General features: G+C 71.0%; 21 protein-coding genes. 18 read left to right on the top strand and 3 right to left on the bottom strand.

All coding sequences use genetic code 11. The annotated features are described in order from the left end of the window. The 8 genes from HYV93_07355 to HYV93_07390 form a co-directional block, all read left to right on the top strand. On the top strand, positions 1-893 hold an 893-nt coding region (locus HYV93_07355; protein MBI2525786.1), incomplete at its 5' end, for a hypothetical protein. Positions 894-961: 68 nt separating this feature from the next. After that, positions 962-1,285 carry a GYD domain-containing protein gene (locus tag HYV93_07360; GenBank protein MBI2525787.1) on the top strand — a complete coding sequence of 108 codons (324 nt, stop codon included), beginning with the start codon at positions 962-964 and terminating at the stop codon, positions 1,283-1,285. Between the two features lie 6 nt (positions 1,286-1,291). Continuing rightward, on the top strand, positions 1,292-1,765 hold the full coding sequence (locus HYV93_07365; GenBank protein MBI2525788.1) for a 4Fe-4S dicluster domain-containing protein: 474 nt from the start codon (positions 1,292-1,294) through the stop codon (positions 1,763-1,765). Continuing rightward, positions 1,765-3,114: an NAD(P)/FAD-dependent oxidoreductase gene (locus HYV93_07370; GenBank protein MBI2525789.1), complete on the top strand. Its 1,350-nt coding sequence runs from the start codon at positions 1,765-1,767 to the stop codon at positions 3,112-3,114. The genes HYV93_07365 and HYV93_07370 overlap by 1 nt, the downstream gene beginning before the upstream one ends. Positions 3,115-3,134: 20 nt before the next feature. Then, the gene (locus HYV93_07375) at positions 3,135-5,039 is read left to right on the top strand and encodes a hypothetical protein (protein ID MBI2525790.1); all 1,905 of its coding nucleotides are present in this window, start codon (positions 3,135-3,137) and stop codon (positions 5,037-5,039) included. Positions 5,040-5,166: 127 nt separating this feature from the next. Beyond that, a complete protein-coding gene (locus tag HYV93_07380; GenBank protein MBI2525791.1) occupies positions 5,167-5,433 on the top strand; it encodes a hypothetical protein in 267 nt (88 codons plus the stop codon). 77 nt (positions 5,434-5,510) lie between these two features. Further along, positions 5,511-6,338, top strand: a complete 828-nt coding sequence (locus HYV93_07385; protein ID MBI2525792.1) for a MaoC family dehydratase — start codon at positions 5,511-5,513, stop codon at positions 6,336-6,338. 263 nt (positions 6,339-6,601) lie between these two features. Then, the gene (locus HYV93_07390; protein ID MBI2525793.1) at positions 6,602-7,429 is read left to right on the top strand and encodes an aldo/keto reductase; all 828 of its coding nucleotides are present in this window, start codon (positions 6,602-6,604) and stop codon (positions 7,427-7,429) included. A 47-nt stretch (positions 7,430-7,476) separates the two neighbouring features. On the opposite strand, the gene HYV93_07395 is transcribed toward HYV93_07390, so the two are convergent. Both HYV93_07395 and HYV93_07400 read right to left on the bottom strand, forming a co-directional pair. Continuing rightward, positions 7,477-10,266, bottom strand: coding sequence for a tetratricopeptide repeat protein (locus HYV93_07395; GenBank protein MBI2525794.1), 2,790 nt, complete (start codon positions 10,264-10,266; stop codon positions 7,477-7,479). A gap of 8 nt (positions 10,267-10,274) precedes the next feature. Then, positions 10,275-10,556, bottom strand: coding sequence for an aldo/keto reductase (locus HYV93_07400; protein MBI2525795.1), 282 nt, complete (start codon positions 10,554-10,556; stop codon positions 10,275-10,277). Positions 10,557-10,948: 392 nt separating this feature from the next. On the opposite strand from HYV93_07400, the gene HYV93_07405 reads away from it, so the two are divergent. The 8 genes from HYV93_07405 (at position 10,949) to HYV93_07440 (ending at position 18,679) form a co-directional block, all read left to right on the top strand. Beyond that, on the top strand, positions 10,949-11,839 hold the full coding sequence (locus HYV93_07405) for a 2-hydroxy-3-oxopropionate reductase (GenBank protein ID MBI2525796.1): 891 nt from the start codon (positions 10,949-10,951) through the stop codon (positions 11,837-11,839). 8 nt (positions 11,840-11,847) lie between these two features. Beyond that, entirely contained in the window at positions 11,848-12,864 is a 1,017-nt protein-coding gene (locus tag HYV93_07410) for a GNAT family N-acetyltransferase (GenBank protein MBI2525797.1), read from the top strand. A gap of 4 nt (positions 12,865-12,868) precedes the next feature. Beyond that, a complete protein-coding gene (locus HYV93_07415) occupies positions 12,869-13,276 on the top strand; it encodes a copper resistance protein CopC (GenBank protein MBI2525798.1) in 408 nt (135 codons plus the stop codon). Between the two features lie 4 nt (positions 13,277-13,280). Beyond that, positions 13,281-14,918 carry a CopD family protein gene (locus HYV93_07420; GenBank protein MBI2525799.1) on the top strand — a complete coding sequence of 546 codons (1,638 nt, stop codon included), beginning with the start codon at positions 13,281-13,283 and terminating at the stop codon, positions 14,916-14,918. 1 nt (position 14,919) lies between these two features. After that, a complete protein-coding gene (locus HYV93_07425) occupies positions 14,920-16,029 on the top strand; it encodes an aldo/keto reductase (protein MBI2525800.1) in 1,110 nt (369 codons plus the stop codon). Positions 16,030-16,204: 175 nt separating this feature from the next. Next, on the top strand, positions 16,205-16,978 hold the full coding sequence (gene mce / locus HYV93_07430; GenBank protein MBI2525801.1) for a methylmalonyl-CoA epimerase: 774 nt from the start codon (positions 16,205-16,207) through the stop codon (positions 16,976-16,978). Positions 16,979-17,010: 32 nt separating this feature from the next. After that, positions 17,011-18,264, top strand: a complete 1,254-nt coding sequence (locus HYV93_07435) for an MFS transporter (GenBank protein ID MBI2525802.1) — start codon at positions 17,011-17,013, stop codon at positions 18,262-18,264. A gap of 19 nt (positions 18,265-18,283) precedes the next feature. Continuing rightward, positions 18,284-18,679, top strand: a complete 396-nt coding sequence (locus HYV93_07440; GenBank protein ID MBI2525803.1) for a hypothetical protein — start codon at positions 18,284-18,286, stop codon at positions 18,677-18,679. A gap of 18 nt (positions 18,680-18,697) precedes the next feature. Here HYV93_07440 and HYV93_07445 read toward each other — a convergent pair whose 3' ends face one another. Beyond that, positions 18,698-19,966 carry an MFS transporter gene (locus HYV93_07445; protein ID MBI2525804.1) on the bottom strand — a complete coding sequence of 423 codons (1,269 nt, stop codon included), beginning with the start codon at positions 19,964-19,966 and terminating at the stop codon, positions 18,698-18,700. 56 nt (positions 19,967-20,022) lie between these two features. Between HYV93_07445 and HYV93_07450 the strand changes: the two genes are divergently transcribed. Both HYV93_07450 and HYV93_07455 read left to right on the top strand, forming a co-directional pair. Then, positions 20,023-20,808, top strand: coding sequence for a 2OG-Fe(II) oxygenase (locus HYV93_07450; GenBank protein ID MBI2525805.1), 786 nt, complete (start codon positions 20,023-20,025; stop codon positions 20,806-20,808). An 18-nt stretch (positions 20,809-20,826) separates the two neighbouring features. Further along, positions 20,827-22,551: a hypothetical protein gene (locus HYV93_07455; GenBank protein MBI2525806.1), complete on the top strand. Its 1,725-nt coding sequence runs from the start codon at positions 20,827-20,829 to the stop codon at positions 22,549-22,551. Positions 22,552-22,784: the final 233 nt, after the last annotated feature.

Genomic DNA, 22,784 nt, shown 5'->3' on the forward strand with positions numbered 1-22,784 from the left:
ACTTCGCCCTGGCCGCGGCCAACCCCTACGCCGACAGCTTCACGTCGTGGATCATCAGCCGCGGTAGGCTCGCGGCGAAGGTCCACTACCGCATCGAGGGGGACCGCCTCATCGCCGAGCACGACATGACGTTCGGGGGGCCCAAGGTGGAGAAGTCCCGCGGGTCCGACGAAGCGACGAAGCGGATCGGCCTGCCGCTGGGGCTCGTCGTCGCGCTCCTCAAGGACCCGCGCGGCGACATCACGTTCAGCCTGCCGCTGGACGGGTCGCTGAGCGACCGGAAGTTCAACTGGGGCGAGGCGATCTGGGCGGGCATCAAGCAGGTCATCGGCAAGGTCCTGCTCTCCCCGTTCAGCGCCATCGGCCGCCTGTTTCGCGGCGGCGACAGCGACAAGACAGAGAGCCTCGAGGTCAACCCGGTGAAGTTCCCGGCGGGCAGCGCCGTGGTGGCCCCCGAGATGGAGTCGCACCTCACGCGCGTCGCCGACTTCCTCCGCCGTTCCCCCTACGTGACGCTGGCGCTCACTCCCATCGTGACGGCCGAGGATGCGGAGCGCCTCAAGACCCAGGAGCTGACGGCGCGGATCCAGAAGCTCCAGGGCGAGCGCAAGCTCGCCGACTTCGCGGCGGCGGTCGCCGCGTACGTCAAGGAGCAGAGGCTCGAGGGGCCGCCGCCCCGGACGCCCGAGGAGCAGCTCGCCGTGCTGCGCCGACGGGAGCCGGTGCCGGAGCCGCGGGTCACGGAGCTGCTCGAGCGGCGCCTCAGCGCCACGCGCGACGTCCTCACGCGCGTCGAGGGGATCCCCGCCGAGCGGCTCAAGCCGGCCGACCCGCAGCGGCAGCTCGACAAGCCCGGCGAGGGCCGCGTGGAGTTCGCCATCGCCGCGGAGTAGCGCCGTCGGCCCCGCGCGCCCTCTGCTATAATTTCGCTCGACCGCAGCTCCAGGCCAGGAGGTAGGCCGTGGCACACTACGTGATGCTGAGCACGCTGAGCGAGTCCGGGCGGAAGGTCCTGCGCGAGCGGCCGGGGTGGATCCGCAAGGTGAACCGGGAGCTCGAGTCGAAGGGCGCCAAGGTCCGCGCCCAGTACGCGGTGCTCGGTCCGTACGACTTCGTGACGATCCTCGAGGCCCCCGACAACGAGACCGTCTCCTCCATCTCCATCGAGATGGGGGCGCGCGGCTCGGTGCAGATCATGACCCTGCCCGCGATCCCGCTCGACGCCTTCATCGGCCGGCTCGAGAGCCACGGGCGGTCCCGGGTGCAACGCCGGAGGACCCGCTAGCCCACCATGAGAGTCCTCGCGCTCGTCCCCGACAGGTGTACCGGCTGTCTCCGGTGCGAGTTGGCCTGCTCGTACATGCAGACCGGCACGTTCCAGCCTTCGAAGTCCGTGATCCGCGTTTCGCCCTTCGAGGGCTACACCTCTTATGCCCCCTACACGTGCCCCCAGTGCGCCGAGGGCTGGTGCATGACGGCCTGCCCGGTGGGTGCCATCCGGATCAACGCGGCCGGCGCGAAGGCGGTCCTCGACGACCGCTGCGTGGGCTGCAAGCTCTGCACCATCGCCTGCCCGTACGGCACCGTGTTCTACGACGCCGACACCAGCAAGGCCTCGAAGTGCAACCTCTGCGATGGGGCGCCCGCCTGCGCCGAGGCCTGCCCCACCCAGGCCATCGTCTACCAGGAGGCGGAGACCGCCGACTGGCTGGGCGACTTCGCCGCCGAGCGGACCGTGCGCCTGCTGGCCCAGGGGGTGGCGTGATGCCGACCCGTCATCTGATCATCGGCGGCGGCACCGCCGGGCTCAACGCCATCCGGACCATCCGGGAAGAAGAGGGGGCCGGCGCCTCGGAGATCACGCTGGTCTCCGCCGAGCGGCCGTACTCACGCATGGTCCTGCCGTACTACCTCGGGCAGCGCATCGCCGAGTCCCGCGTCTTCACCGCGACGCCGGCCGCGCTGGCAGCCTGGAAGGTCAAGACCCTCATCGGGCGGCGCGCGGCAGGGCTGGACCCCGCGGCCAACACGGTCACGCTCGACGACGGGACGCGGGTCGAGTACGACGACTGCCTGATCGCCACGGGGTCGCGCGCGGCGCGGCCCCCGATCCCTGGCGCCGACGGCCCCGGCGTCCACTCCTTCTGGACGCTGGAGGAGGCGCGCGCGGTCATCGCCGCGGTCAGGCCCGGCAGCCGCGTGGCCGTGGTGGGGGCCGGCTTCATCTCCTTCACCATCCTCAACGCCCTCCTCTCCCGCGGCGCCCGGCTCACCATCGTGGAGGTCGCCCCGCGCATCCTCCCGCGAATGGTGGACGACGCCTGCGCCGCGATCGTCGCGCAGTGGCTCGAGCGGCGCGGCGTCGCCATCCGCGCGGGGGTCACGCTCACGCGCGTCGAGGAGCGCCGCGGCACGCGCACGCTTCACGTCAAGCGCGGGGGGCCGCTCCGGGCCGACGCCGTGATCATGGCGACGGGCATCCGGACCAACCTCGAGTGGCTCCGGGACTCGGGCGTCGACATGGCAGACGGCGGGCAGGGCGGGATCCTGGTGGACGATCACCTCCGCTCGAGCATCCGTAACGTGTACGCGGCGGGGGACGTGGCGCGCGGCCGGAACCTGATCACGGGCCAGGCCGAGGTCCACGCCATCGAGCCCACGGCCCAGGAGCACGGGCGCGTGGCGGGCGCCAACATGGCGGGGCGGAGCGTCGCCTACCCCGGCAGCCTCCTCATGAACATCGTGGAGGTCTGCGGCCTCGACGTGGCCTCCTTCGGCCTCTGGGACGACGCGGCGGCGGAGGTCTGCAAGGCCGTCAGGCCCGGGCGCGCGCAGTACCGCAAGCTCCTCTTCCACGACGGCCGGCTCACCGGGGCCATGATCTGTGGCCCGGCGCAGGACATCTGGACGACCAACGACGTGGGCATCCTCAAGGGGCTGGTCCAGTCCGGCGTGGATCTCTCGGCCTGGAAGGCGCATCTCGAACGGAATCCCTTCGACGTCAAGCCGGCCTTCATGGCCACGCGCACGCCGGGGCGTCTCCTGCCGCAGACCGTGCTCGGCCGGCCGTCCAGCTCACCCGACCTCCCCCAGTCCGTGGCGGCCGCCCGATGAGCGCCAGGAGCGCACCCTCGATGACCGCGAGGACGAAGTCTCCGACGACCACGACCCGGGTGGCCCGGCCCCTGCCGGGCGGCTACGCGGGGAAGCTGCTCCGCGTCAACCTCTCCACGGGGAAGGTGTGGACCCAGCCGTGGGGGCCCGAGGAGATGCGCGAGCAGCTGGGTGGAGTGGGGCTGGGCGCCAGGATCCTCTACGACGAGGTGGGGCCCAAGGCGCACTGGGACCACCCGGAGAACCGCCTGATCATGGCCACGGGTCCGCTGGCGGGGCTGCCGGTCTGGGGCACGGGCGGGCTCACGGTCGTCACGCGGGGGGCGATGACGGGCGGGGCCACCTCCACCCAGGCCAACGGCTTCTTTGGGGCCGCGCTGAAGTACTCGGGCTACGACGCCATCGTGATCCAGGGACAGGCCCGGAAGCTCTCCTACCTGTACATCAACGACGACGTGGTGGAGATCCGCGACGCCGCGCAACTCGCGGGCAAGGACACCTGGGAGACCCAGCAGGCCCTCGAGCAGGAGCACGGGCTCTCCGGCCATCGCATGTCGGTGTACTCCATTGGACCCGCCGGTGAGCACCTGGTCCGCTTCGCGGCCATCCACGGGGACTACGGGCACGTGGCCTCCAAGAACGGCTGCGGCGCCGTCATGGGCAAGAAGCGCCTCAAGGCCGTGTGCATCGTGAGCGGGACGAAGGCCCTTGCCGCGTACGACGCGCGAGGCCTCGTCCAGGCGGCCGACGACATCGCCCATGACCTCAAGACCGATCCGGCGGCCTCCACGCTCTACAACTGGGGCACGCTGCCGGGGGTGGTGAACCTCTACAAGCTGGGCGCGCTGCCCATCAAGAACTACACGACCAATGTGAGCCGGGTGGACCTGGGCGAGTGGGAGCCGACGAAGCTCCGCGACGGTTTCGACCACCGCGGGCACCAGTGCAACGCCTGCGGGATGCACCACTGCCACATCCAGGTGATCCGCACGGGGCCGCACGCCGGAGAGCGCGTGGATGAGCCCGAGTACGAGGGGTGGTCCGGGGCCGGCTGGCAGATCGGCCTCACCGACAGGGAAGCCGTCACGTGGCTCAACACGCGCATCGACCGCGCCTGTGTGGACGTCAACGAGTTCGGCTGGGTGTGCGGCTGGGTCATGGAGTGCATGGAGAAGGGGTATCTCACCGAGGAGCAGGTGGGCTTCAGGCTCGCCTTCGGGGACGCCGACGGGGCGTATCGCCTGCTGCAGATGATCAGCCACCGGGAGGGCTTCGGGGCCATCCTGGCCGAAGGGACGAAGCGCGCCGCGGAGGCGGTGGGCGGCGCGGCCGCGAAGTGCGCCGTCTACACGCGGAAGGGAGCCGCGCCGCGGGGGCACGACCACCGCGGCCGCTGGGAGGAGATGCTCGACACCTGCACCGCGAGCACCGGGACGCTCGAGACGGGCAACCCGGTCCACCCCACCGAGGTCGGCCAGCGAGGACTCGCTGGGGGGCTGCTCGTTCACCTTCAGGACCCGGATGGCGAACCTCGCCCGTGCGCTGTCGGCGGCCACCGGCTGGGAGTACACGCTCGAGGAGGGCATGCGCTTCGGCCGGCGCACGGCCGCGATCCTGCGCGCCTTCAACCTGCGCTGCGGCATCGGGCCGGAGGTGGAGTACCCGTCGGAGCGCTACGGCTCGAAGCCCGTCGATGGGCCGGCCAAGGACCACGCGGTCATGGACCACTGGGAGCAGATGGTCGACAGCTGGTACGCCAAGGTCGGCTACGATCGGAAGACCGGCAAGCCCAAGAGGGACACGCTCCGCGCCCTCGGCCTCGACTGGCTGGCCAAGGAGCTGTGGTAGGGCGAGCTGAGCCGTGCCGCACGGCGAGGCGAGCGAAACATGGGGATACGGCCGAGCGGAGCGAGGCGGCGAGCTGAGCCGTGCCGCACGGCGAGGCGAGCGAAACATGGGGATACGGCCGAGCGGAGCGAGGCGGCGAGCTGAGCCGTGCCCTACGGCGAGGCGAGCGAAATATGGAGATGTTGCCGAGCGGAGCGAGGCCGGGTGGGCGTCGCCGGCCCTCGTAGTATCACCGTCGAGGTCACCACGTGGGTGACCCGGTACGTGGGCGGCGATGGGTCGGGCAGCCGGCTCTTCGAGGAGCCTGTCGCTCCCGGCGAGACGCTCCGCGCGCTCCTGCGCCGCCTGGGGGTGGCCCACGAGCTGAGCTCGCCGCTCAGGGGCGGGGAGCGAATCACGCTCCTCGGGCAGTTCATGGGCGGCGCCCGGGCCCCCGAGCCCGCCGCATCCGCTGACCGGCGTGCCGGTTGACGCGGGCCATGCGGCGTTGCCACGAGCCGCCCGGATGATCTCGCGCCATCCCCGCATGCACACGGGAGGGTGAGGCAGTGTCAGGCAATCTCCCCGAGTACCTTGTCACCGCGCGGAACACGGCTGCCCAGAGCGAGAACGCCATCCACGACGACGCGGTGGCCCAGCGTTACGGCTTCCGCGGCGGGCTCGTGCCCGGCGTCACCGTCTACGCCTATCTGACCCGCCCGCTGGTGGAGGCGTGGGGGCGCCGGTGGCTGGAGAAGGGGACGGCCAGCGTGAGGTTCTCGCGGCCCGTGCTCGAGGGCGAGGAGGTCCATGTCCGGGGCCACGTCACGGAGCAGGGTCCCTCGGGGGTGACGGCCGCCTTGACGGTCGAGACCGAGGCGGGCGGGGAATGCGCCACTGCCACGGCAACCCTGCCCGCAGCCCCGCCAGACCCGCCGGCAGCGGATGCCTGGGCGGTGGCGGCGCTGCCTGCCGAGCGCCCGCCGGCCACCCGCGAGCATCTGGCGGCGACCGGCGTGCTCGGCACGCCCGTGACTCATTACGATGAGGCCGCGGCGGCCGAGTACCTCGGCAAGGTCAGCGATGCGCTGCCGGTCTACCGCGGCCCCGAGGGCCTCGTCCACCCCGCCTACTACCTCGACCAGGCCAATCGGGCCCTCGACCGGAATGTCCGGATGGGGCCATGGATCCACGTCGGCAGCGTGGTCCGGCACCTGAGCCTGGCCCGGGTGGGCGAGCGGCTCGAGACGCGAGGCCGGGTGCGAGGGCTCTTCGAGAAGAAGGAGCGTGAGTTCGTCGAGGTGGACCTGCTCATCGTGGCGGGCGAGGCGGCGCGCCCCGTGGCGCAGGTGCTCCACACCGCGATCTACCGCCTCCCCGCTCCCCCTCCGGGCTAGCGAGAGCGCTGCCGGTAGCCCTGGGTTATGACAGAAATCCGGGTCGTCACCGGCCCCAGCCCCACCCGAGGAACCCCCGATAGTCTTGACAGGACCGGACGGCGACGAAACAATTGGCTCACGCTGGGGAAGCGAGATTGGTTCCCGAGGGATCTCCAGACCGACGAGGCGGAGGTGCCCCCGCTGCCATGGGGTGACGAGCCGACCGAGCGCCCGTACATCGATCCGGCGCCCATCGTACGACATCATCAAGTCCGGAGGGTCTGTGCAAAGCGGGAGGAGAGGATACGACAGAACCCCGTCCATCGACCCTCGAGCTGGGCATCAACTACATCGACAATTCGCCGTCGTACGGCCCGTTCGAAGGGCGCCTGGGGAGCGCGCTGGCCGCGCTCGGCGGCCTCCCGCCTGGGGTCCATCTTTGCACCAAGACAGGTATGCATCCGGAGCGCTCCGGGGACTACTCGGCAGCCGCGACGCGCTGGACGGTGGAGAACAGCCTGCGGACCCTCGGGCTCGACTCCATCGACCTGGTGCAGGTCCACGGCGTGTACAGCATCGACATGGACACCGTCCTCGCTCCCGGCGGAACCGTGGACGAGCTGGAGCGGCTGCGGGGCGAAGGCAAGCTGCGCGCAATCGGTCTGGCCGTCTACGGTCGTGACTTTCACCGGCGTGCGATCGCGAGCGGACGTTTCGACTTCATCCTCACCCACGACGACTATTCACTGGTGCGCCAGACCGATGCGCCGTTGCTTGAGGAGGCTGCCGCAGCAGACGTTGGCGTGCTCCTGGGTCGGGTGCTGCTGCTTGGGCTGCTCGCCGGGGATGATCCGCTCGCCAATGCGCAGCTCGCCACCCATCCTGACGCGCCGGCGGCCCACGAGTGGTGGCGTTGGGCGCGGGAGCGCGAGGTGCCGCTGCAAGCCGTGGCGATCCAGTTCGCGTTGCGCCATCCGGGTGTGAGCAGCGCCAGCGTCGGCGCTCGCTCGGTGCGCGAGGTGGAGGAGAACGTCGCGGCGGCCACCTTCCCGATCCCAGACGAGATCTGGGCTGAGGTCGAGGAGCGGGTTCGGCAGCAGGGGAGCTAGTCGCGCCTTCGAGGCTCAACGATTTCGGTCCGGGATGATCCGCTCGGTCATGTGCCCGTCCGGTTCGAGTCGGTCCGTAACGGCACTCCGAGGGCGAGTGCGACCGCCTCGGGCAGAGTCATCCTACGTCCCCGCGCACCGGCGTCCTCCACCGCTTCGCGGCTCAATCCGGTGCTGGCGGCTTCCAGGCTGCGTTCGAGATCGGACCGCCAGGCCGGTGGGGCGGTGGCGCCGATGATCCGGCGCAGCGTCGCGGCGGCAGAGGCCAGGCAGATCGCGCGAGCCGGCTGAGCCTCGGCCGCGGCCAGAGCCGCGAAGCCCTCCAGGACGAACGCCATGCCCCGCCGGTCCCCGACCTCCCTCAAGATCTCCAGGCCCTCCGTCAGGCGCGCCCGTGCCACGTCGTACTCGCCCTGGTCGCGGGCCAACCCGGCCGTCGTGGCCAGCACGTTGGCGATATTCTGCCGGTCTCCGAGCTCGCGCCACACGGCCAGGCTTTCCTCGAGATGGGCGCGCGCCGCATCGAGCCGGCCCTGGGCCCTCGCCACCATGCCCAAGGCGGTGAGCGCCCAGCCGAACCCCACCCGGTCGCCCAGATCCCGCCAGAGGGCTAGACTCTCCTCCAGGCGCGCCTCGGCCCCGTTGGGGTCGCCCTGGTCGCGGGCGATGAGCCCCAGGTTGCCGAGCGAGGCTGCCATGCCTTCCGTGTCCCCCACGCGCCTCAGCAGGTCCAGGCTCTTCTCCAGCAAAGAGCGGGCGGCGACGTAGTCCCCCTGATACCGGGTGAGGAATCCCAGATTCACGAGCGCCCAGCCGATGCCGCGGGCGTCGTCCAGCCCGCGGTAGATGTCCAGGCTTTCCTCGAACAGCCCCCGCGCGGCGCCGTAGTCACCCTGCTCGCGGGCCAGCCATCCCGCCGCGTGCAGGGCCTTCGCGCGCGACGCCGTACGTCCTTGCGCGCCCGGTAACGAGAGCAGCGCCGACATCCGCTCGCGGCCCTCCGTGATGTAGCTGCGCGCGCGCCAGAATCGCCTCAGCGCTGCGCCCAGGCGTAGCCCGTGGTCAACCGGCCCGTGCCGTGCGAGCCACGAGAGCGCGGCTCGCAGGTTGTCGTGGTCCTCCTCCAGGCGATCCAGCCATGCGGCCTGGAGGGGCCCGATCAGGCCGGGCTCCGCCTGTTCGGCCAGGGTGAGGCAGCCGTCGGCGTGGCGACGGTGAAACCGGTCCGACTCCCCCGCTTCGATCAGCCGCTCGAGCGCATACTCCCGGATCGTCCCGAGCATCCTGAACCGCGGCTCGGCGTCTCCCCCCTCGTCACGTCGCAGGAGGCTCTTGTCGACCAGGGACGCGATGCCGTCGATGACATCGAGACCCGCGCCTGCCTCTTCGACCCCGATCACGGCCTCCGCCGACTCCAGCGTGCACCCCCCGACGAAGACTGCGAGCCGCCGGTACAGCGCCTGCTCCGCCAGGGTCAGCAGCTCGTAGCTCCAGGCGATCGCCTGGCGCAGGGTCTGCTGCCGGGCCGGCAGGTCCCGTGGGCCTCCTGTGAGGACCGCCAGCCGGCGCTCGAGGCGCGCGAGCATCGCCTGAGGCGAGAAGACATTGACGCGAGCGGCGGCCAGCTCGATGGCGAGCGGCAGGCCATCGAGGCGGTGGCAGATCTCCGCGACGGCGGCCGCGTTCTGCTCGGAGACGGCGAAGTCGACCTTCACCGCCTGGGCGCGCTCGACGAACAATCGGACCGCCTCGTAGCTCGTCAACCGCGGGACCGACTCCACGCGCTTGCGATCCGGCAAGGCCAGAGGAGGCACGGGGAACTGCTGCTCGCCGCGCAGATGCAATCCTTCGCGGCTGGTGACGAGCGCCTTCACCCGCTGGGACGTGGACAGGAGATCCGCCACCTGGGCCGCCGCGGGCACGAGGTGTTCGAAATTGTCGAGCACGAGCAGCAGCTCACTGTCGTGGAGGTACTCCTTCAGGCTGTCCAGCATCGGCCGGTTCTCGCTCTCCTGGACCCCCAGAATCTTGGCGATGGTCGGGACCATCAGATCAGGGGCGATGACCGGAGCGAGCGGCACGCAGAAGGCACCGTCCCGAAACTCGTGGAGCGCCTCGGCGGCGACCTGGAGCCCGAGCCGCGTCTTCCCGACGCCCCCGGGGCCCGTGAGTGTGAGCAGGCGCGTGTCGGGACGGCGGAGGAGCGCGCATGCTGCTTCAACCTCTCGCTCGCGACCGACGAACGCCGTGGGCTGCACCGGGAGGTTGTTCCGAACGCCGCTGAGCGTGCGCAATGGGGGAAAGTCGGCCGGGAGGCCGGGGGACAGCAGCTGGAAGATCCGCTCCGCCCGCTGCAAGTCCTTGAGCCGGTGCTCGCCGAGGTCGCTGAGACCTGCGCCATCCGGTAGCGTCTCCCGCACCAATTCCGCCGTCACCGACGAGAGCACGACCTGTCCCCCGTGGCCGGCGTTCGTCAGCCGCGCGCAACGGTAGAGCGCGGCTCCGAAGTAATGGTCACCCTGGAGCTCGACCGCGCCCGTGTGCAAGCCCATCCGCACCTTGAGCCGGCCGAGGTCACCCCCTGGCTCGCCGTGAAGGTCCTGCTGAGCACGCAGCGCGGCCGCGACGGCGTCCGTGGCAGACGAAAACGCGGCATAGATGGCGTCACCCACCGTCTCGAAGATCGTGCCACCGTTCCTCTCGACGGCCTCTCGCAAGACGGTGTGGTGGCGGCCGAGGGCGGCGCGGTAGGCCTGCGGATGCCGTTCCAGGAGCCGGGTCGACCCCTCGACGTCCGTGAAGAGGAAGGTGACGGTGCCGGACGGCAGTTCGGGCACGGTCCGGCTCAGGCGCGGCGGCGCATCCGCTCCTCGACCTCGGTCCAGATCTCAGCCGGCACGGGGAACGTGGCGGCGGCGACGCTCTCCTCGACTTCCAGAGGGTTGTTCGCGCCGATCACGACCGTCCCCACCCCGGGGTGGCGCATGGGAAACTGGAGGGCGACCGCCTGCAGCGGCACCCCGCGCTGGCGCGTCCAGAGCCACCACTCCCGCGCCCCCAGCGCCTCAGGATGGGCGGCCAGACGCTCGCTCGTCACCGGATCGGGACCGGCGAGCAGCCCGGTCATCAGCGCGCGCTTCGCACCTGGAACTGCTCCAAGTGATAGGGTCTGCGTGGCCTCAGCTGTCGTCATGGGCGTGGCTGTCCGGGAGGGTACAGAGGGCTCGGGATCGATGTCAACGACACATTGGGTTGCTTGAACGAACAACCGCAACTGCTGGGGCACGGTATCCGCCATGAGATCTCCTCCTGCGCTCGTCGATGATCGATAGCAGAACGTATCCCCACTCCCGGACTCGTGAAAATGTCCAGAATTTCATACGGATCTGACAGAACCGCCAGGCACGGGAGGTTCATGGGGACGGCACTTATGGCTTGACTCCCCGAGAAACCGTGTGCTAATTGAGCGCGTGCGGGGATGACGCGCCCCGTCCCACTCTCCCATCCCGCGAGGTCATCATGGCGCAACTCATTGGATTGATTGGCGTGGGTATCATGGGCCGGCCCATGGCGAAGAACCTTCTCAAGGCCGGCTACCCGCTGGTCGTCCACGACCGGAACCAGGGCCCGGTGCAGGAACTGGTGGGGGCGGGGGCAAGGGCGGCGGCCTCCCCCCGGGAAGTCGCCGGCCAGGTGGAGATCCTCATCACGATGCTCCCCAACTCGCCGGATGTGGAGCTGGTGGCGCTCGGCAAGGGCGGCATCATCGAGGGCGCTCGCCCGGGGCTCCTGTACCTCGAGATGTCAACCATCTCGCCGCTTGCCTCGCAGAAGGTGGGCGCCGCGCTCGCCCCGAAGGGGGTGCGCATGCTCGACGCCCCGGTCTCGGGCGGCGAGAAGGGGGCCATCGAGGCAGCACTGTCCATCATGGTGGGAGGAGACAAGGCGGACTTCGAGGCCGCCCTGCCCGTGTTCCAGGTCCTGGGCAAGACCATCACGCTTCTCGGCCCGCTGGGCGCCGGCGGCTTCACGAAGCTCGCCAACCAGATCATCGTCGCCCTGAACCTGACAGCGCTCGGCGAGGCGCTCACGCTCGCGCGGAAGGCAGGGCTCGACCGGGAGCTGACGCTCAAGGCACTGGGGGGCGGGCTCGCCGGGTCCCGGTGCCTCGATCAGAAGGCCCCCAACTACCTGTCGGGGACCTACAAGCCCGGCTTCAAGGTCGACCTGCACTTCAAGGACCTGGGGCTGATCATGGAGGCCTCCCGCGCCCTCGGCGTGCCGCTGCCCTGCACGGCCGTGGTGCAGGAGCTGTTCAATGCCCTGCGTGTCAAGGGGCGCGGTGACCTGGACCACTCGGGGGTGATCACGCTGCTCGAGGAGCTGGCGGGGTTCCCGGGCCAGGCATGAGAGCCACCGTGGACCGGCCCGGCCTCGATACCCAGGGGCGCTCCCCCCTCATCAAGATCCGCCGCGTGCGCAAGGGAGACCTCTCCAAGGTCCGCGACGTCGTCGAGCAGGCCTTCCTGGACTTCTACGAGCGGCAGATGGGCACGCGTCCGCGCCAGGTGTTCGGCGGCGCGCAGTACGTCCACCACCGCTGGCTCATGGAGCCGTGGGGGTGCTTCGTCGCCGAGGAAGGCGACGGGAAGATCGTCGGCGCCGCCGTCGCCGTCATGTGGGGTACCCTCGGCCTGGTCGGGCCCATCGCCGTCCTCCCCAACTACCAGAACCAGGACATCGGCCAGCAGCTCCTCACGGCCTGCCAGGGCTTCTTCGACGAGAACAAGGCTGTCATGCAGGGGCTGGCCACCTATCCGTACAGCCCGCGGCATCTCGTCCCCTACCAGAAGTTCGGCTACCGTCCGCGCGGGCTCGTGGTCATCACCGCGAAGCCGCTGGACCGCCCCGAGATCGTCCAGGCCACGCGCGCGACCAGGCCGGCGCTGAGCGTCCGACGCTACTCCACGCTCGAGGAGGCCAGGAAGAAGGCCGCGATCGTCAAGCTGCACCGGATCACCAACGGGATCTTCCGCGGCCTGGACCTCGGCAAGGAAATCGAGATCGCGGACGGCCTGGCGCTGGGCGACACCCTGATCCTCGAGAAGGGCCGTGAGGCGATCGGCTTCGCCATCTACCACACGCCCGGCGTCAGCGAGGCGCCGCAGGGGAGTCTCTACGTCAAGTTCCTCGCCATCGATCCCAAGCACCGGAAGCCGGAGCACCTGCACGCCCTGCTCGGAGCGCTCGAGGACCTGGCCCACGAGGCGGGGCTGCAGCGCGTCGTGGCGGGTGTCTACACCTACTACTGGACGGCCTATCAGACCCTGCTCGAGCGCGGCTACCAGATGGACCTCATCATGGTTCGCATGAAGCGGGGCAAGCAGATCGACGACGAGGATCCCAACGACTTGGTGCTCGACGACTGGCGCTAGGGACGTGGCCTCCGGCTCGTCCCGCGCGGCGATCCAGCTCCGGCAGGTGGCGGCGCTGGCGCTGACGGTCACGCTCTCCCTCCCGGCCGCCGCCCCCGGCCACGCGATCGTGCTGGAGTCGTCGCCCGCTCACGACGCCGTGCTCTCCCTGCCGCCGGACCGCATCGTGCTGCGCTTCAACAGCAGGCTCGAGCAGGCACTCAGCCGCGTGACGATCGAGGAGGTCGGGGGGCGCCCCGTGCCGCTGCCGGTGTCATCCGGCGCTCCTGGCCTGCCGCCCGGCCCGGACCGGCTCGTCATCCGGCTGCGCCCGCTCCCCGCCGGCACCTACGTGGCGCGGTTCAAGGTGCTCGCCGCCGACGGCCACATCACCGAGGGCGCGCTCCGGTTCACGGTCAGGGCGGCGCGGTAGCGGGATGACCCTGCTGGCCGGCTTCCTCGACGTGCTGCTGCGGGGGCTCGCCCTCGTGGCCCTCAGCGCGTCCGTCGGAGGTGTCGGCTACGCGCTCTGGGCCCTGCGCCCGCTCGGGCGCCGCCGTCCCCCTGTGGAGGCTGCGGCCCGGCGGGCGCTGGGCCTCATCATCGCGGGTGCGCTCGTGCTGGCGGCCGCACGCCTCGTGATCCTGACCGTGCTCCAGCCCTGGGCGCTCGCCGACGAGACGGGCGGCTGGGCCCTGCGCGAGGTCCTCTCCACGGCCTTCGCACGAGCCGGGCTCGTGAGCGTCGTGCTGGCGCTGGGCCTTGCCGTCTGCGCCGCCTGGCTCCGTGCCCACCCGACCTCGCCGGCTGGGTGGATGGTCGCTGTCGCGATCTCCCTCGTCCTGCTTGGCAACGCGGCCTGGCTGGCGCATGCCACGAGTCGGCTCGAGGGGCGAGCCCCGCTCATGGCAATGACCGTCGTCCATCAGGCGGGGGCGGTGATCTGGGTGGGCGGCCTGATCCACCTCATGGGCTTCTGGCGGCTCCGGGGCTCGTGGCGACTCTCGCCCGGTGACGAGGCGGCGGATCGCCTGGGGGCGGCGGTGCTCGGGCGCTTCTCGGCGCTGGCGCTCTTCGGCGTCGCGCTCGTGGTGGGGCCAGGTCTCTTCCTCATGCGCCACTATGTCGGCGGCTGGGAAGCCCTGATCGGCACGGGCTACGGCTTCATGGTCGTCACCAAGGTCGCTCTCCTGGGGGCGGCGCTTCTGCTGGGGGCCCTCAACTTCCTCGTCCTGCGAAGACGGACGGGCGGCGGACCCGCGGGGGACGCGACCGCGCGGCTGCGTGCGTTCGTGGAGGCGGAGCTCGGCATCGGGCTGACGGTGCTGCTCTCCGCGGCCTCGCTCACCTCGCTGCCGCCAGGGATCGACGTGGTGGCCGACCGGGCCACCCCCGCCGAGGTGGCCGCGCGCTTCTTGCCCGGGATGCCGAGGCTCACCTCCCCCCCCGTGGGGCAACTTCTGGCCGCGGCGGCGCCCATTGCCGACACGCTCGGGATCCGGCAGCCCGAGGAGTACGCCTGGTCCGAGTACAACCATCACGCCGCCGGGATGTTCGTGTTCGCCATGGGAGTTCTGGCCGTGCTCGACCGGACCGGCCGGCCCCGCTGGGCGCGCCACTGGCCGCTCCTCTTCCTGGGTCTCGCGGCCTTCATGTTCATCCGGAACGATCCCCGCGCCTGGCCGCTGGGACCCGCCGGGTTCTGGGAGAGCATGACGCTGCCCGACGTCCTGCAGCACCGGCTGGCGGTGCTCTTCGTGGTGGCCATTGGCCTCTTCGAATGGCTGGGGCGCATCGGCCCACTGAGGCGCCCGGGCTGGCAGCTCGTCTTCCCGCTGCTCTGCGCCGCTGGCGGCGCGGTGCTGCTCACCCACTCCCACGCCATGTTCAACCTCAAGGCGGAGTTCCTGGCGGAGGTGTCCCACGCGCCCATGGGACTCCTGGCGGTCCTCATGGGGTGGGGGCGGTGGATCGAGCTGAGACTTCCCGAGGGGACGAACGGGGTGCCCGGGTGGGTATGGGCAGTGTCCATGGTGCTGATCGGCGCACTCCTGCTCGTGTACCGGGAGACCTGACGTGATCCAGGGATTCGCGACGCCCGAGGGCACGGCGGCCTACCGCGCCCGCGTGGGAGCACGCGCGGTGCCGGAGCACTTCCGCTCCTGGCGCGGGCTCACGCTGTCCTCCGTGGGCATCGGCACCTATCTGGGCGGGGAGGACGATCCCACCGACCGCGCGTACCGCGAGGCGGTGACCCGCGCCCTCGAGATCGGAATCAACGTGGTGGACTCCGCCGTGAACTACCGCCAGCAGCGGAGCGAGCGCGCCATCGGCGCGGCCCTCCGCGCACTCATCGCCGCGGGCGGCGCCAGGCGCGAGGAGGTGGTAATCGCCACCAAGGGGGGCTTCATCCCCTTCGACGGCGCCGTGCCGGCCAATCCCGGCGCCTATGTGGCCGACACCTACGTCCGTCCCGGTATCGTCCGCCCCGAGGACGTCGTGGGCGGCTGCCACTGCCTCGCCCCGCGCTTCCTCGCCGACCAGCTCGAGCGGAGCCGGGCCAACCTCGGCGTCGGGACCCTCGACGTGTACTACCTCCACAACCCGGAGATGCAGCTCCCGGCCGTCGATCGCTCCACCTTTCTCGCGCGGGTGCGCCATGCCTTCGAGTTCCTGGAGGGCGCCGTGAGCGCCGGGACGATCCGCCTCTACGGCACGGCCACCTGGACCGGCTACCGTCAGCCGCCCGCGGCCCCCGACTACCTCTCGCTGGAAGAGCTGGTGGGCCTGGCCGTGGAGGTGGCGGGCGAGGGGCACCACTGCCGCGTGATCCAGCTCCCGTACAACCTGGGCATGACCGAGGCCTTCACCACCGCCAACCAGCGCGCGGGGCGAGACACGGTGACGCCGCTCGAGGCCGCCGAGCGCTTCGGTCTCTACGTGGTGAGCTCCGCGTCCATCTACCAGGGCCAGCTCGCCCGGGGCCTCCCGGAGGTGGTGGGCCGGTTTCTCCCCGGGCTCCAGACCGACGCCCAGCGCGCGCTCCAGTTCGTGCGCTCGACGCCCGGCATCGGCTCCGCCCTCGTGGGCATGAAGGCTGTCGCGCACGTGGAGGAGAACGGCCGCCTGGCCGCGGTGCCCCCGGTGCCCTGGGAGAAGTTCAGGAAACTCTTCGAGGCCGCGTGAGGGGCGCGCCCGGCCCGCCTCTCCCGCCCCTGGAACAGACGGCGAGTCCTTGAAAACACCGCGGTTGTCGGCTACGGTGGGACGTCGTGATTCGACTGGAATCGGACTGGCAGACGCGTCCGGATCAAGGACGCGCTGGCCCGCCGGGACGCGGCCTTCGTCCGCTGATCGGCTCATGAGCCAGTGCACGGTCAGCAAGATCCACCACATCGGCGTCGTCGTCGGGTCGCTCCGCCGCGCCTATGGCTTCTGGTGCGACACGCTGGGGCTGCCCCTGCGGCGTCAGGCCGAGATCCCCGACCAGGGCGTACGGGCCGCGCTCCTCGCCGCCGGCGAGAGCGAGATCGAGCTGCTGGAGCCCATGACGGCGGACAGCGGCGTGGCGCGCTTCCTGGCCCGTCGTGGCGAGGGGCTCCACCACCTCTGTTTCGAGACCCCCGACGTGGACGTGGCACTTGGCGGGCTCAAGGCGCAGAGCGTACCGCTGCTGGACGAGCGCCCCCGCGAGGGGCTCGCCGGGCGGATCGCCTTCCTCAGCCCGAAGGCGTGTCACGGCGTGCTGGTGGAGCTGGCCACGCCGCCGCCGGGAACGGAATCCCGGGACTCGCCGGTGCGCCTCAAGCGGCTCGTCGTGGGTTGCCGCGAGCCTGCCGCCGCCGCCGAGAGCTTTCAGCGCCTGTTCGGGCTGCCGGAGGTGGCGATGAACCGCGGCACCCGCTGCATGCTCGGCTGGGCGGGCGGCGGCACGCTGCTGATGGTCCCGGCTGCCGAGGTGGGGAACGTCGAGGGCATGGTGGCGCTGTCCATGGTGGCGCCGGAGATGGCCTCCCTCCTGGGGCGTCTGCGGGGCGCGGGAGCCGCCATGCTGGTCGGCGCCTCGGAGGTCACCATCGAGCCGCGCTCGTCACACGGCGTCCACCTCCACATCAGCCGTTACCACTTTCCCTGAGCGCCCGAGCGCTCCGGGCGCCGCCTCCGCTCGTGACCGAGACCTCCGGCGAGCATCGCAGCCACACCCTCTGGCTCGTGGGCATCTGTCTGGCCCGGACCGGGCATTCGGTCATGTCGATGGCCTACCCGACGGTGCTGGCGGCGGTCCAGGAGGAGTGGGGGCTCTCCTTCACCGCGGCCGGCAGCATCAACTCCGCCAGCCAGGCGGGGACGGCGCTGTCCCTGGTGGTGCTCTCGGTCCTGGCCGACTACCTGGGCCCGCGGGCTGTCTTCCTCGGTGCGGCTGTCCTCGCCGCCGCCACCTCCTTCCTCATTCCGGTCTTCGCCCACGGGCATCTCTCCGCCCTGGTCCTGTTCTTTGTCTCGGCGGTGGCCATCGCGGGGACCTACACGCCGGGTGTGATGCTGATCGCGGCTCGCTTCGAGCCCGCCCGGCGCGGCGGCGCCGTCGGCTGGTTCCTCGCCTCCTCGTCGGTGGGGTATGTGCTGGCCCTGGCCGTCGGCGGGTTCGTCGTGGGGCACGCTGGCTGGCGTGCGGCGCTGTTCGTCCTGGCGCTGGGGCCGGTGGGCTGCCTGCTGCTGTCCCTGGGCCTGTTTCGAGGGGGGTCGGCGCGCGCCGTGCCCTCGGGCCGCTTCAGGTGGGAGACGGGGCTGTCGGGCAACCGCGCGGCGCAGCTCATGATCGCCGGCTATGTGTTCCACTCCTGGGAGCTGCTGGGCATGTGGGCCTGGACCCCGGCGTTCATGACGGCGGTCCTCGTGGCCCACGGGACGGCTCCCACGCCGGCGGCCGGGCTCGGCGCCGGGCTCACGGCGCTCTTCCACGTGATGGGCATCGCCGCCTCGAGCACGGGCGGCTGGCTCTCGGACCGCTGGGGGCGCACCGCCGTCATCGCCGGGATGATGCTCCTGAGCAGCGCCTGCTCGTTCGGCTTCGGCTGGCTGCTGGGCGCCCCGGTCGCGCTGGTCCTCGTGGCCGGCTGCATCTACGGCTTCTCGGCCCTCGGTGACTCCCCCGTCTACTCGACGGGGATCACGGAGACCGTCCCCCCCGAGCGGCTCGGCTCGGTGCTGGCCATCCGGTCCCTCCTGGGCTTCGGCGCCGGCGCCATCGCGCCCATCGTCTTCGGCCTGGTGCTCGACCTCTACCAGGATCGGACCGCCGTGGCGGCGTGGGGCTCGGCCTTCTCGGTGCTGGGCGTGGGCGGTGCTCTCGGGCTCGCGAGCATCCTCTGGCTGCGCGCGCTCCCCGAGGCGCGCCGGCTGGCGGGGGGAAAGCGCTGACCCGCCCATGAAAGGCCGCGTGAGAGGCCTCGGGCCCGGGCGCAAGACGCGCCGGACTCTCAAGCGCGGCGGGATCGGGCCGGCCGCCGAGCTCAACCGCCAGCTCGGGGCCTGGCCGCGGGTGAAGATCACCCCCATGTTCGGGCGCTGGGGTTACTTCGTCGGGCCCCAGCTCTTCGCCTGCTTTCCCCTGCGCGTCCAGGACACGGACCTCTGGATCCGCCTCACGCCCGAGGAGCAGCGGCGCGCCCTCGAGGTGCCGGGCTTCGTGCCCCACCGCCGCTTTGCGGCGCGCGGGTGGGTCGAGTGCCGGGTGGAGACGTCGAGGGACGTGGGGCGGGCCATACGCTGGCTCAGGCGGAGCTACGAGGCGGCCCGGCAGGCCCTCGAGCGCGAGGAGCGGAAGGCCCCGTGAGCCGGCGGGGCTCCGCCCTCACGGTGTGACGGCGCCGGACGAGTTCGCCGCGGCCTCGGCACGCGCGCGCGCCTCGATCCGCTCCACCTGCACCAGAGGGACGAGGGGCAGGGCGAGAAGGGTCATCGCCGCCGAGATGAGCACCAGCGGTGTGTAGCCGAGCCAGTCGTAGAGGTAGCCGCCCGCCACCTGGGACCCCTGGGCTCCGCCGTTGAAGACGGACATGAGCAGCGCGAAGAACGTGCCCTCCGCCCGGCGCGGGCAGGCCTTGGCGGCGAGGTCGAGGAAGGCCAGCTGCGCGATCATGCCGACGCAGCCGAACACGATGTCGATGCAGATGGCGGAGGTGGCGTCGCGGTAGAGGAGGTAGGCCAGCGTGCCGACCACCCCCGCGCCGATGGCGCCGTTGATCAGCCACTTGAGCGGCATCCGTCGGGAGAGGGGTGCATACACCAGGGCCCCCACCACGGCGGCTGCCGAGCCCAGCGAGCCGAGGAGCCCGATGAACTGCTGGCTGAACTTGAGCCGGTCCGTCTGGTAGTAGACGAGAGCCGGCCCGAAGGACGGGCTGAAGGTCCAGAAGAGGATGAACCCTGCGACGATCCAGATCTCGCGCTCGGTGACGGCCCCTCGGATGGCGCGGAACGTCTCGCGGAAGGCCTCCCGGTCGGTCCGTGCGGGGGCTTCCCTGACGAAGAGCAGGGCCATGAGAAAGGAGACGAGCGGGAAGCACCCCGCCACGACGAAGGCCCACCCGAGACTCCGCGTCTCCGCCAGCCGTCCCCCCACGATGCCCACGAGGATCGCGGCGCCGTAGATGCAGGCCCACTGCACGGCCTGGAAGGCCCCGGTGAGCCCGAGGGGCTTGCCGCTCTCCACCATCAGCGCGTCGGTCAGCACGTCCGTGAACGCCAGCCCCAGCCCCATCACGGTGAAGAGCCCCGTCAGCCACCAGTACGGGCGCTCCGTCAGGAATCCCAGCGCCAGCCCCGCCGTGGCCGCGAGCGCCGAGGTCAGGAGGAAGTAGCTCTTTCGCCGGCGGCCGAAGAGCGGGACGAAGTCGGAAACCAGCCCGTACACGGGCTTGATCAGCCACGGCAGCGTGCTGATGGTGAAGAAGGTCGCCACCTGGCCGGCCGAAAAGCCCGAGTCCTTGAAGACGATGGTGATCGTCTGGTTGGGCAGGTACCACATCCCCTGGGAGAAGTAGACGACGCCGAAGAGGAGCGCGAGGCGCTGGGCTCCCGCGGTCTGGAACGGATGGAGGCGATCGAGACCGCCCAGCATTCCCGCACTATACAACGTGTGCTACGCTTAGCCCCCTATGCGTGAGGTGACGAAGCGTGGGCCGTGAGGCGGCCCCGGCCCCGCCGGCGGCCGCGCCCACGGTCGTCGCCGGCGTCGAGCGGGCGCTCGCCCGCCTGGACGCGGCGGCGCTCGAGCGAGAGTACTGGGAGCTAGGCGAGTTCCTCTTCATCCCGGAGGCCCTGCCTCCCGAGGTGGTGGGGCGGCTCCTGGAGGACGTGGAGCGCCTCGAGCCGGGGCTGCACCGCAACTACGTTCCCCGGCACAAGAAGGGCGGGAGCGTGAGCCACTTCGCCATCGCCGACGGCGGGCCCGCGCTGCTGGGCCTCTACCGGTCGGAGGCCCTCCGGTCCTTTCTCGGTCGGCTGGTCCGGGCCGACCTCAAGCTCTGCCCCGACGAGGATCCCCACGCCTGCGCGCTGTACTTCTACACGGCGGCCGGGGACCACATGGGCTACCACTACGACACCTCCCACTACCGGGGGGCCCGCTACACGATCCTCGTGGGTCTGGTGCAGCAATCGTCGAGCCGCCTCCTCTGCCGGCTCCACACGCGCCAGCCGGGGCGCGCGCCCCGCGAGCTCGCCGTCGCCACCACCCCCGGCTCCATGGTGATCTTCAACGGTGACAAGGTGTACCACGGAGTGAGCCCCTCGCGGGCCGGCGACCGGCGCGTCGTGCTCACCCTGGAATACGTGACGAGCCAGGAGATGGGAGGGGGCCAGCGCCTCTTCTCGGACCTCAAGGACGCCTGCGCCTACTTCGGCCTGAGAACGCTCTGGCAGGGGCGCCGCCGCGCCCGCCGCCACACCCTGACGTCCTGAGAAAGGAAGGGCACATCGATGGCTGCAACGACCGGTTCGGCGAGTCAGGCCGTGACGCGCGCGCAGTGGGCTCCCGTGGAAGGGGCCGCCCAGCTGTTCACCTCTGAGTTCGTCGACTACGTCGTCCGGTTGCACGACGAGTTCACGCCGCGGGTCCGGGCGCTGCTCGCCCGGCGCCAGGAGGTCCTCGCCCGCGCGCTCCAGCAGGGGATCCTGCCCGCGCATCCGCCGCGGAGTGCCATCAACACCGGTGACTGGAAGGTCCCGCCGGTGCCGGCGGACCTGCGCAAGCCGGGCATCGAGATCTCGGGTCCGTGCTCCATCACGAGCATGTTCATCAACGCGCTGAATCCCGGGCCCGAGCGGGAGCGGGCCGTGGGTGATCTGGACGACGACGAGGACTCGGCCGGCCACCGCCTCGTGGACACGGTGCGCGCGGCGCACAACCGGGTCGCCGCCGTCCACCGCGAGCTGCGCCACGTCGACGCCGACAAGGGGAAGGAGTACAAGATCGCCGACGGCGAGCTGCCCTTCTTCATGCACCGGGAGCGCGGCATCCACCTGGACGAGCCGGACTTCACCGTGGACGGCCGGCCCATCTCCGCGGCGACCCTGGGGACCGCGCTGACCCTCTACTACGTCGGCCGCGCCCAGGCCGAGCGGGGGCAGGGGATCTACTTCTACCTCCCGAAGCTCGAGTCAGCAGAAGAATGTGCCTGGTACCGCGATCTCTTCGACAGGAGCCGCGCGCTCCTGCCGCATCTCCGGAACGCCGTGATCAGCGCCATTCCCCTCGTCGAGTCCCTGCCGGCGGTCTACCAGATGGAGGAGATGCTCTACGCCCTCGGCCCATACGCGGGCGGGCTCAACGCCGCGCGCTGGGACCTCAAGGCGAGCATCTTCGAGTTCGTCATGGCGGACCCCCGGTCCGTGTGGCCCGACCGCTTCGGCGTCGACATCAAGACCACCCCGTTCCTCGCCAACATCTTCCGGCGGCTGGTGGCCATCTGTCTCAAGCGCGGGGCCGCGCCCATCGGCGGCATGGCCACGGCGCTGCCGAGCGCGGATCCGCAAGTCAACCGCGTGGCGGGGGAGGCCATCAGGCAGGACAAGGAGTGGGAGGCGCGCCAGGGCTTCATCCGCGCCTGGGTGGCGCACATCTTCCACATGAAGACCGCGGGCGATCCCTTCAAGGAGCTCATCGGCTCGGGCTGGACGCCCACGGCCGAGATGGCGAACCCGGACCGCTATCCGGTCACGATCGAGGTGCCCGCCGGCCCCATCACGCTGGAAGGGACGCGCCGCAATGCACGCATGGTCGTCGAGTACCTGGAAGGCTGGCTCAACGGGCGCGGGGCCAAGGGGATCGACAGTCTGGCGGGCAAGCCAGGCGTCCACCCGGCGCTCATGGAGGACCTCGCCACGGGCCGCATGTCGGTGGCGCAGATCGCCCAGCGCATCCGGCACCGCGCGAAGACCACCGATGGCCTGCAGCTCCACGACTTCCCGCTGGTGAAGCGGCTCCTCCAGGAGGAGACCGAGGACATCCTCGTTCGGCTCAGGGCCACCGTGAAGGACGACCGCGGGCGCGCCACGTACGCCGAGGCGGAGCAGCGCTACCAGAAGGCGGCGAGGATCGCCATGCGGTGGATCAGGAACTACACCGAGCTCGACTTCCGGAGCCTCGGCTCGTACACGCGGGCCGATCTCGATCGGATCGCCTCCGCCCCCGACGCCTTCTAGCCCGATGCGGGAAAGCTCTGCAGGCCGCTCAAAAAGGTCCAGATGCGAGGCGGCGCCCGACGGCCGCGCGCGAGGCGTACTCCCTGTACGTTGAGCGTGCGGCCGAGGGCGCCAACGAAGCAGATGGGCCCTTTTCAGCGGCCTGCTAGCGTGAGTTTACCCCGCAGCGTCCGCCGGCGCGCTTCAGCGTAACCTACTTCGCCTTTCCCGATCGACGGTTACCGGCCTCGCCT

Source organism: Candidatus Rokuibacteriota bacterium (assembly GCA_016188005.1).
In the GTDB taxonomy this organism is placed as follows: Bacteria; Methylomirabilota; Methylomirabilia; order Rokubacteriales; family CSP1-6; genus UBA12499.

Coding starts and splice junctions, on each gene's coding strand:
- HYV93_07455 (MBI2525806.1), top strand. CDS start 20,827: ATGGCTGCAACGACCGGTTCGGCGAGTCAGGCCGTGACGCGCGCGCAG.
- HYV93_07400 (MBI2525795.1), bottom strand. CDS start 10,556: ATGACCGGGCTGCTCGCCGGTCCCGATCCGGTGACGAGCGAGCGTCTG.
- HYV93_07365 (MBI2525788.1), top strand. CDS start 1,292: ATGAGAGTCCTCGCGCTCGTCCCCGACAGGTGTACCGGCTGTCTCCGG.
- HYV93_07445 (MBI2525804.1), bottom strand. CDS start 19,966: ATGCTGGGCGGTCTCGATCGCCTCCATCCGTTCCAGACCGCGGGAGCC.
- HYV93_07405 (MBI2525796.1), top strand. CDS start 10,949: ATGGCGCAACTCATTGGATTGATTGGCGTGGGTATCATGGGCCGGCCC.
- mce (MBI2525801.1), top strand. CDS start 16,205: ATGAGCCAGTGCACGGTCAGCAAGATCCACCACATCGGCGTCGTCGTC.
- HYV93_07420 (MBI2525799.1), top strand. CDS start 13,281: ATGACCCTGCTGGCCGGCTTCCTCGACGTGCTGCTGCGGGGGCTCGCC.
- HYV93_07375 (MBI2525790.1), top strand. CDS start 3,135: ATGACCGCGAGGACGAAGTCTCCGACGACCACGACCCGGGTGGCCCGG.
- HYV93_07370 (MBI2525789.1), top strand. CDS start 1,765: ATGCCGACCCGTCATCTGATCATCGGCGGCGGCACCGCCGGGCTCAAC.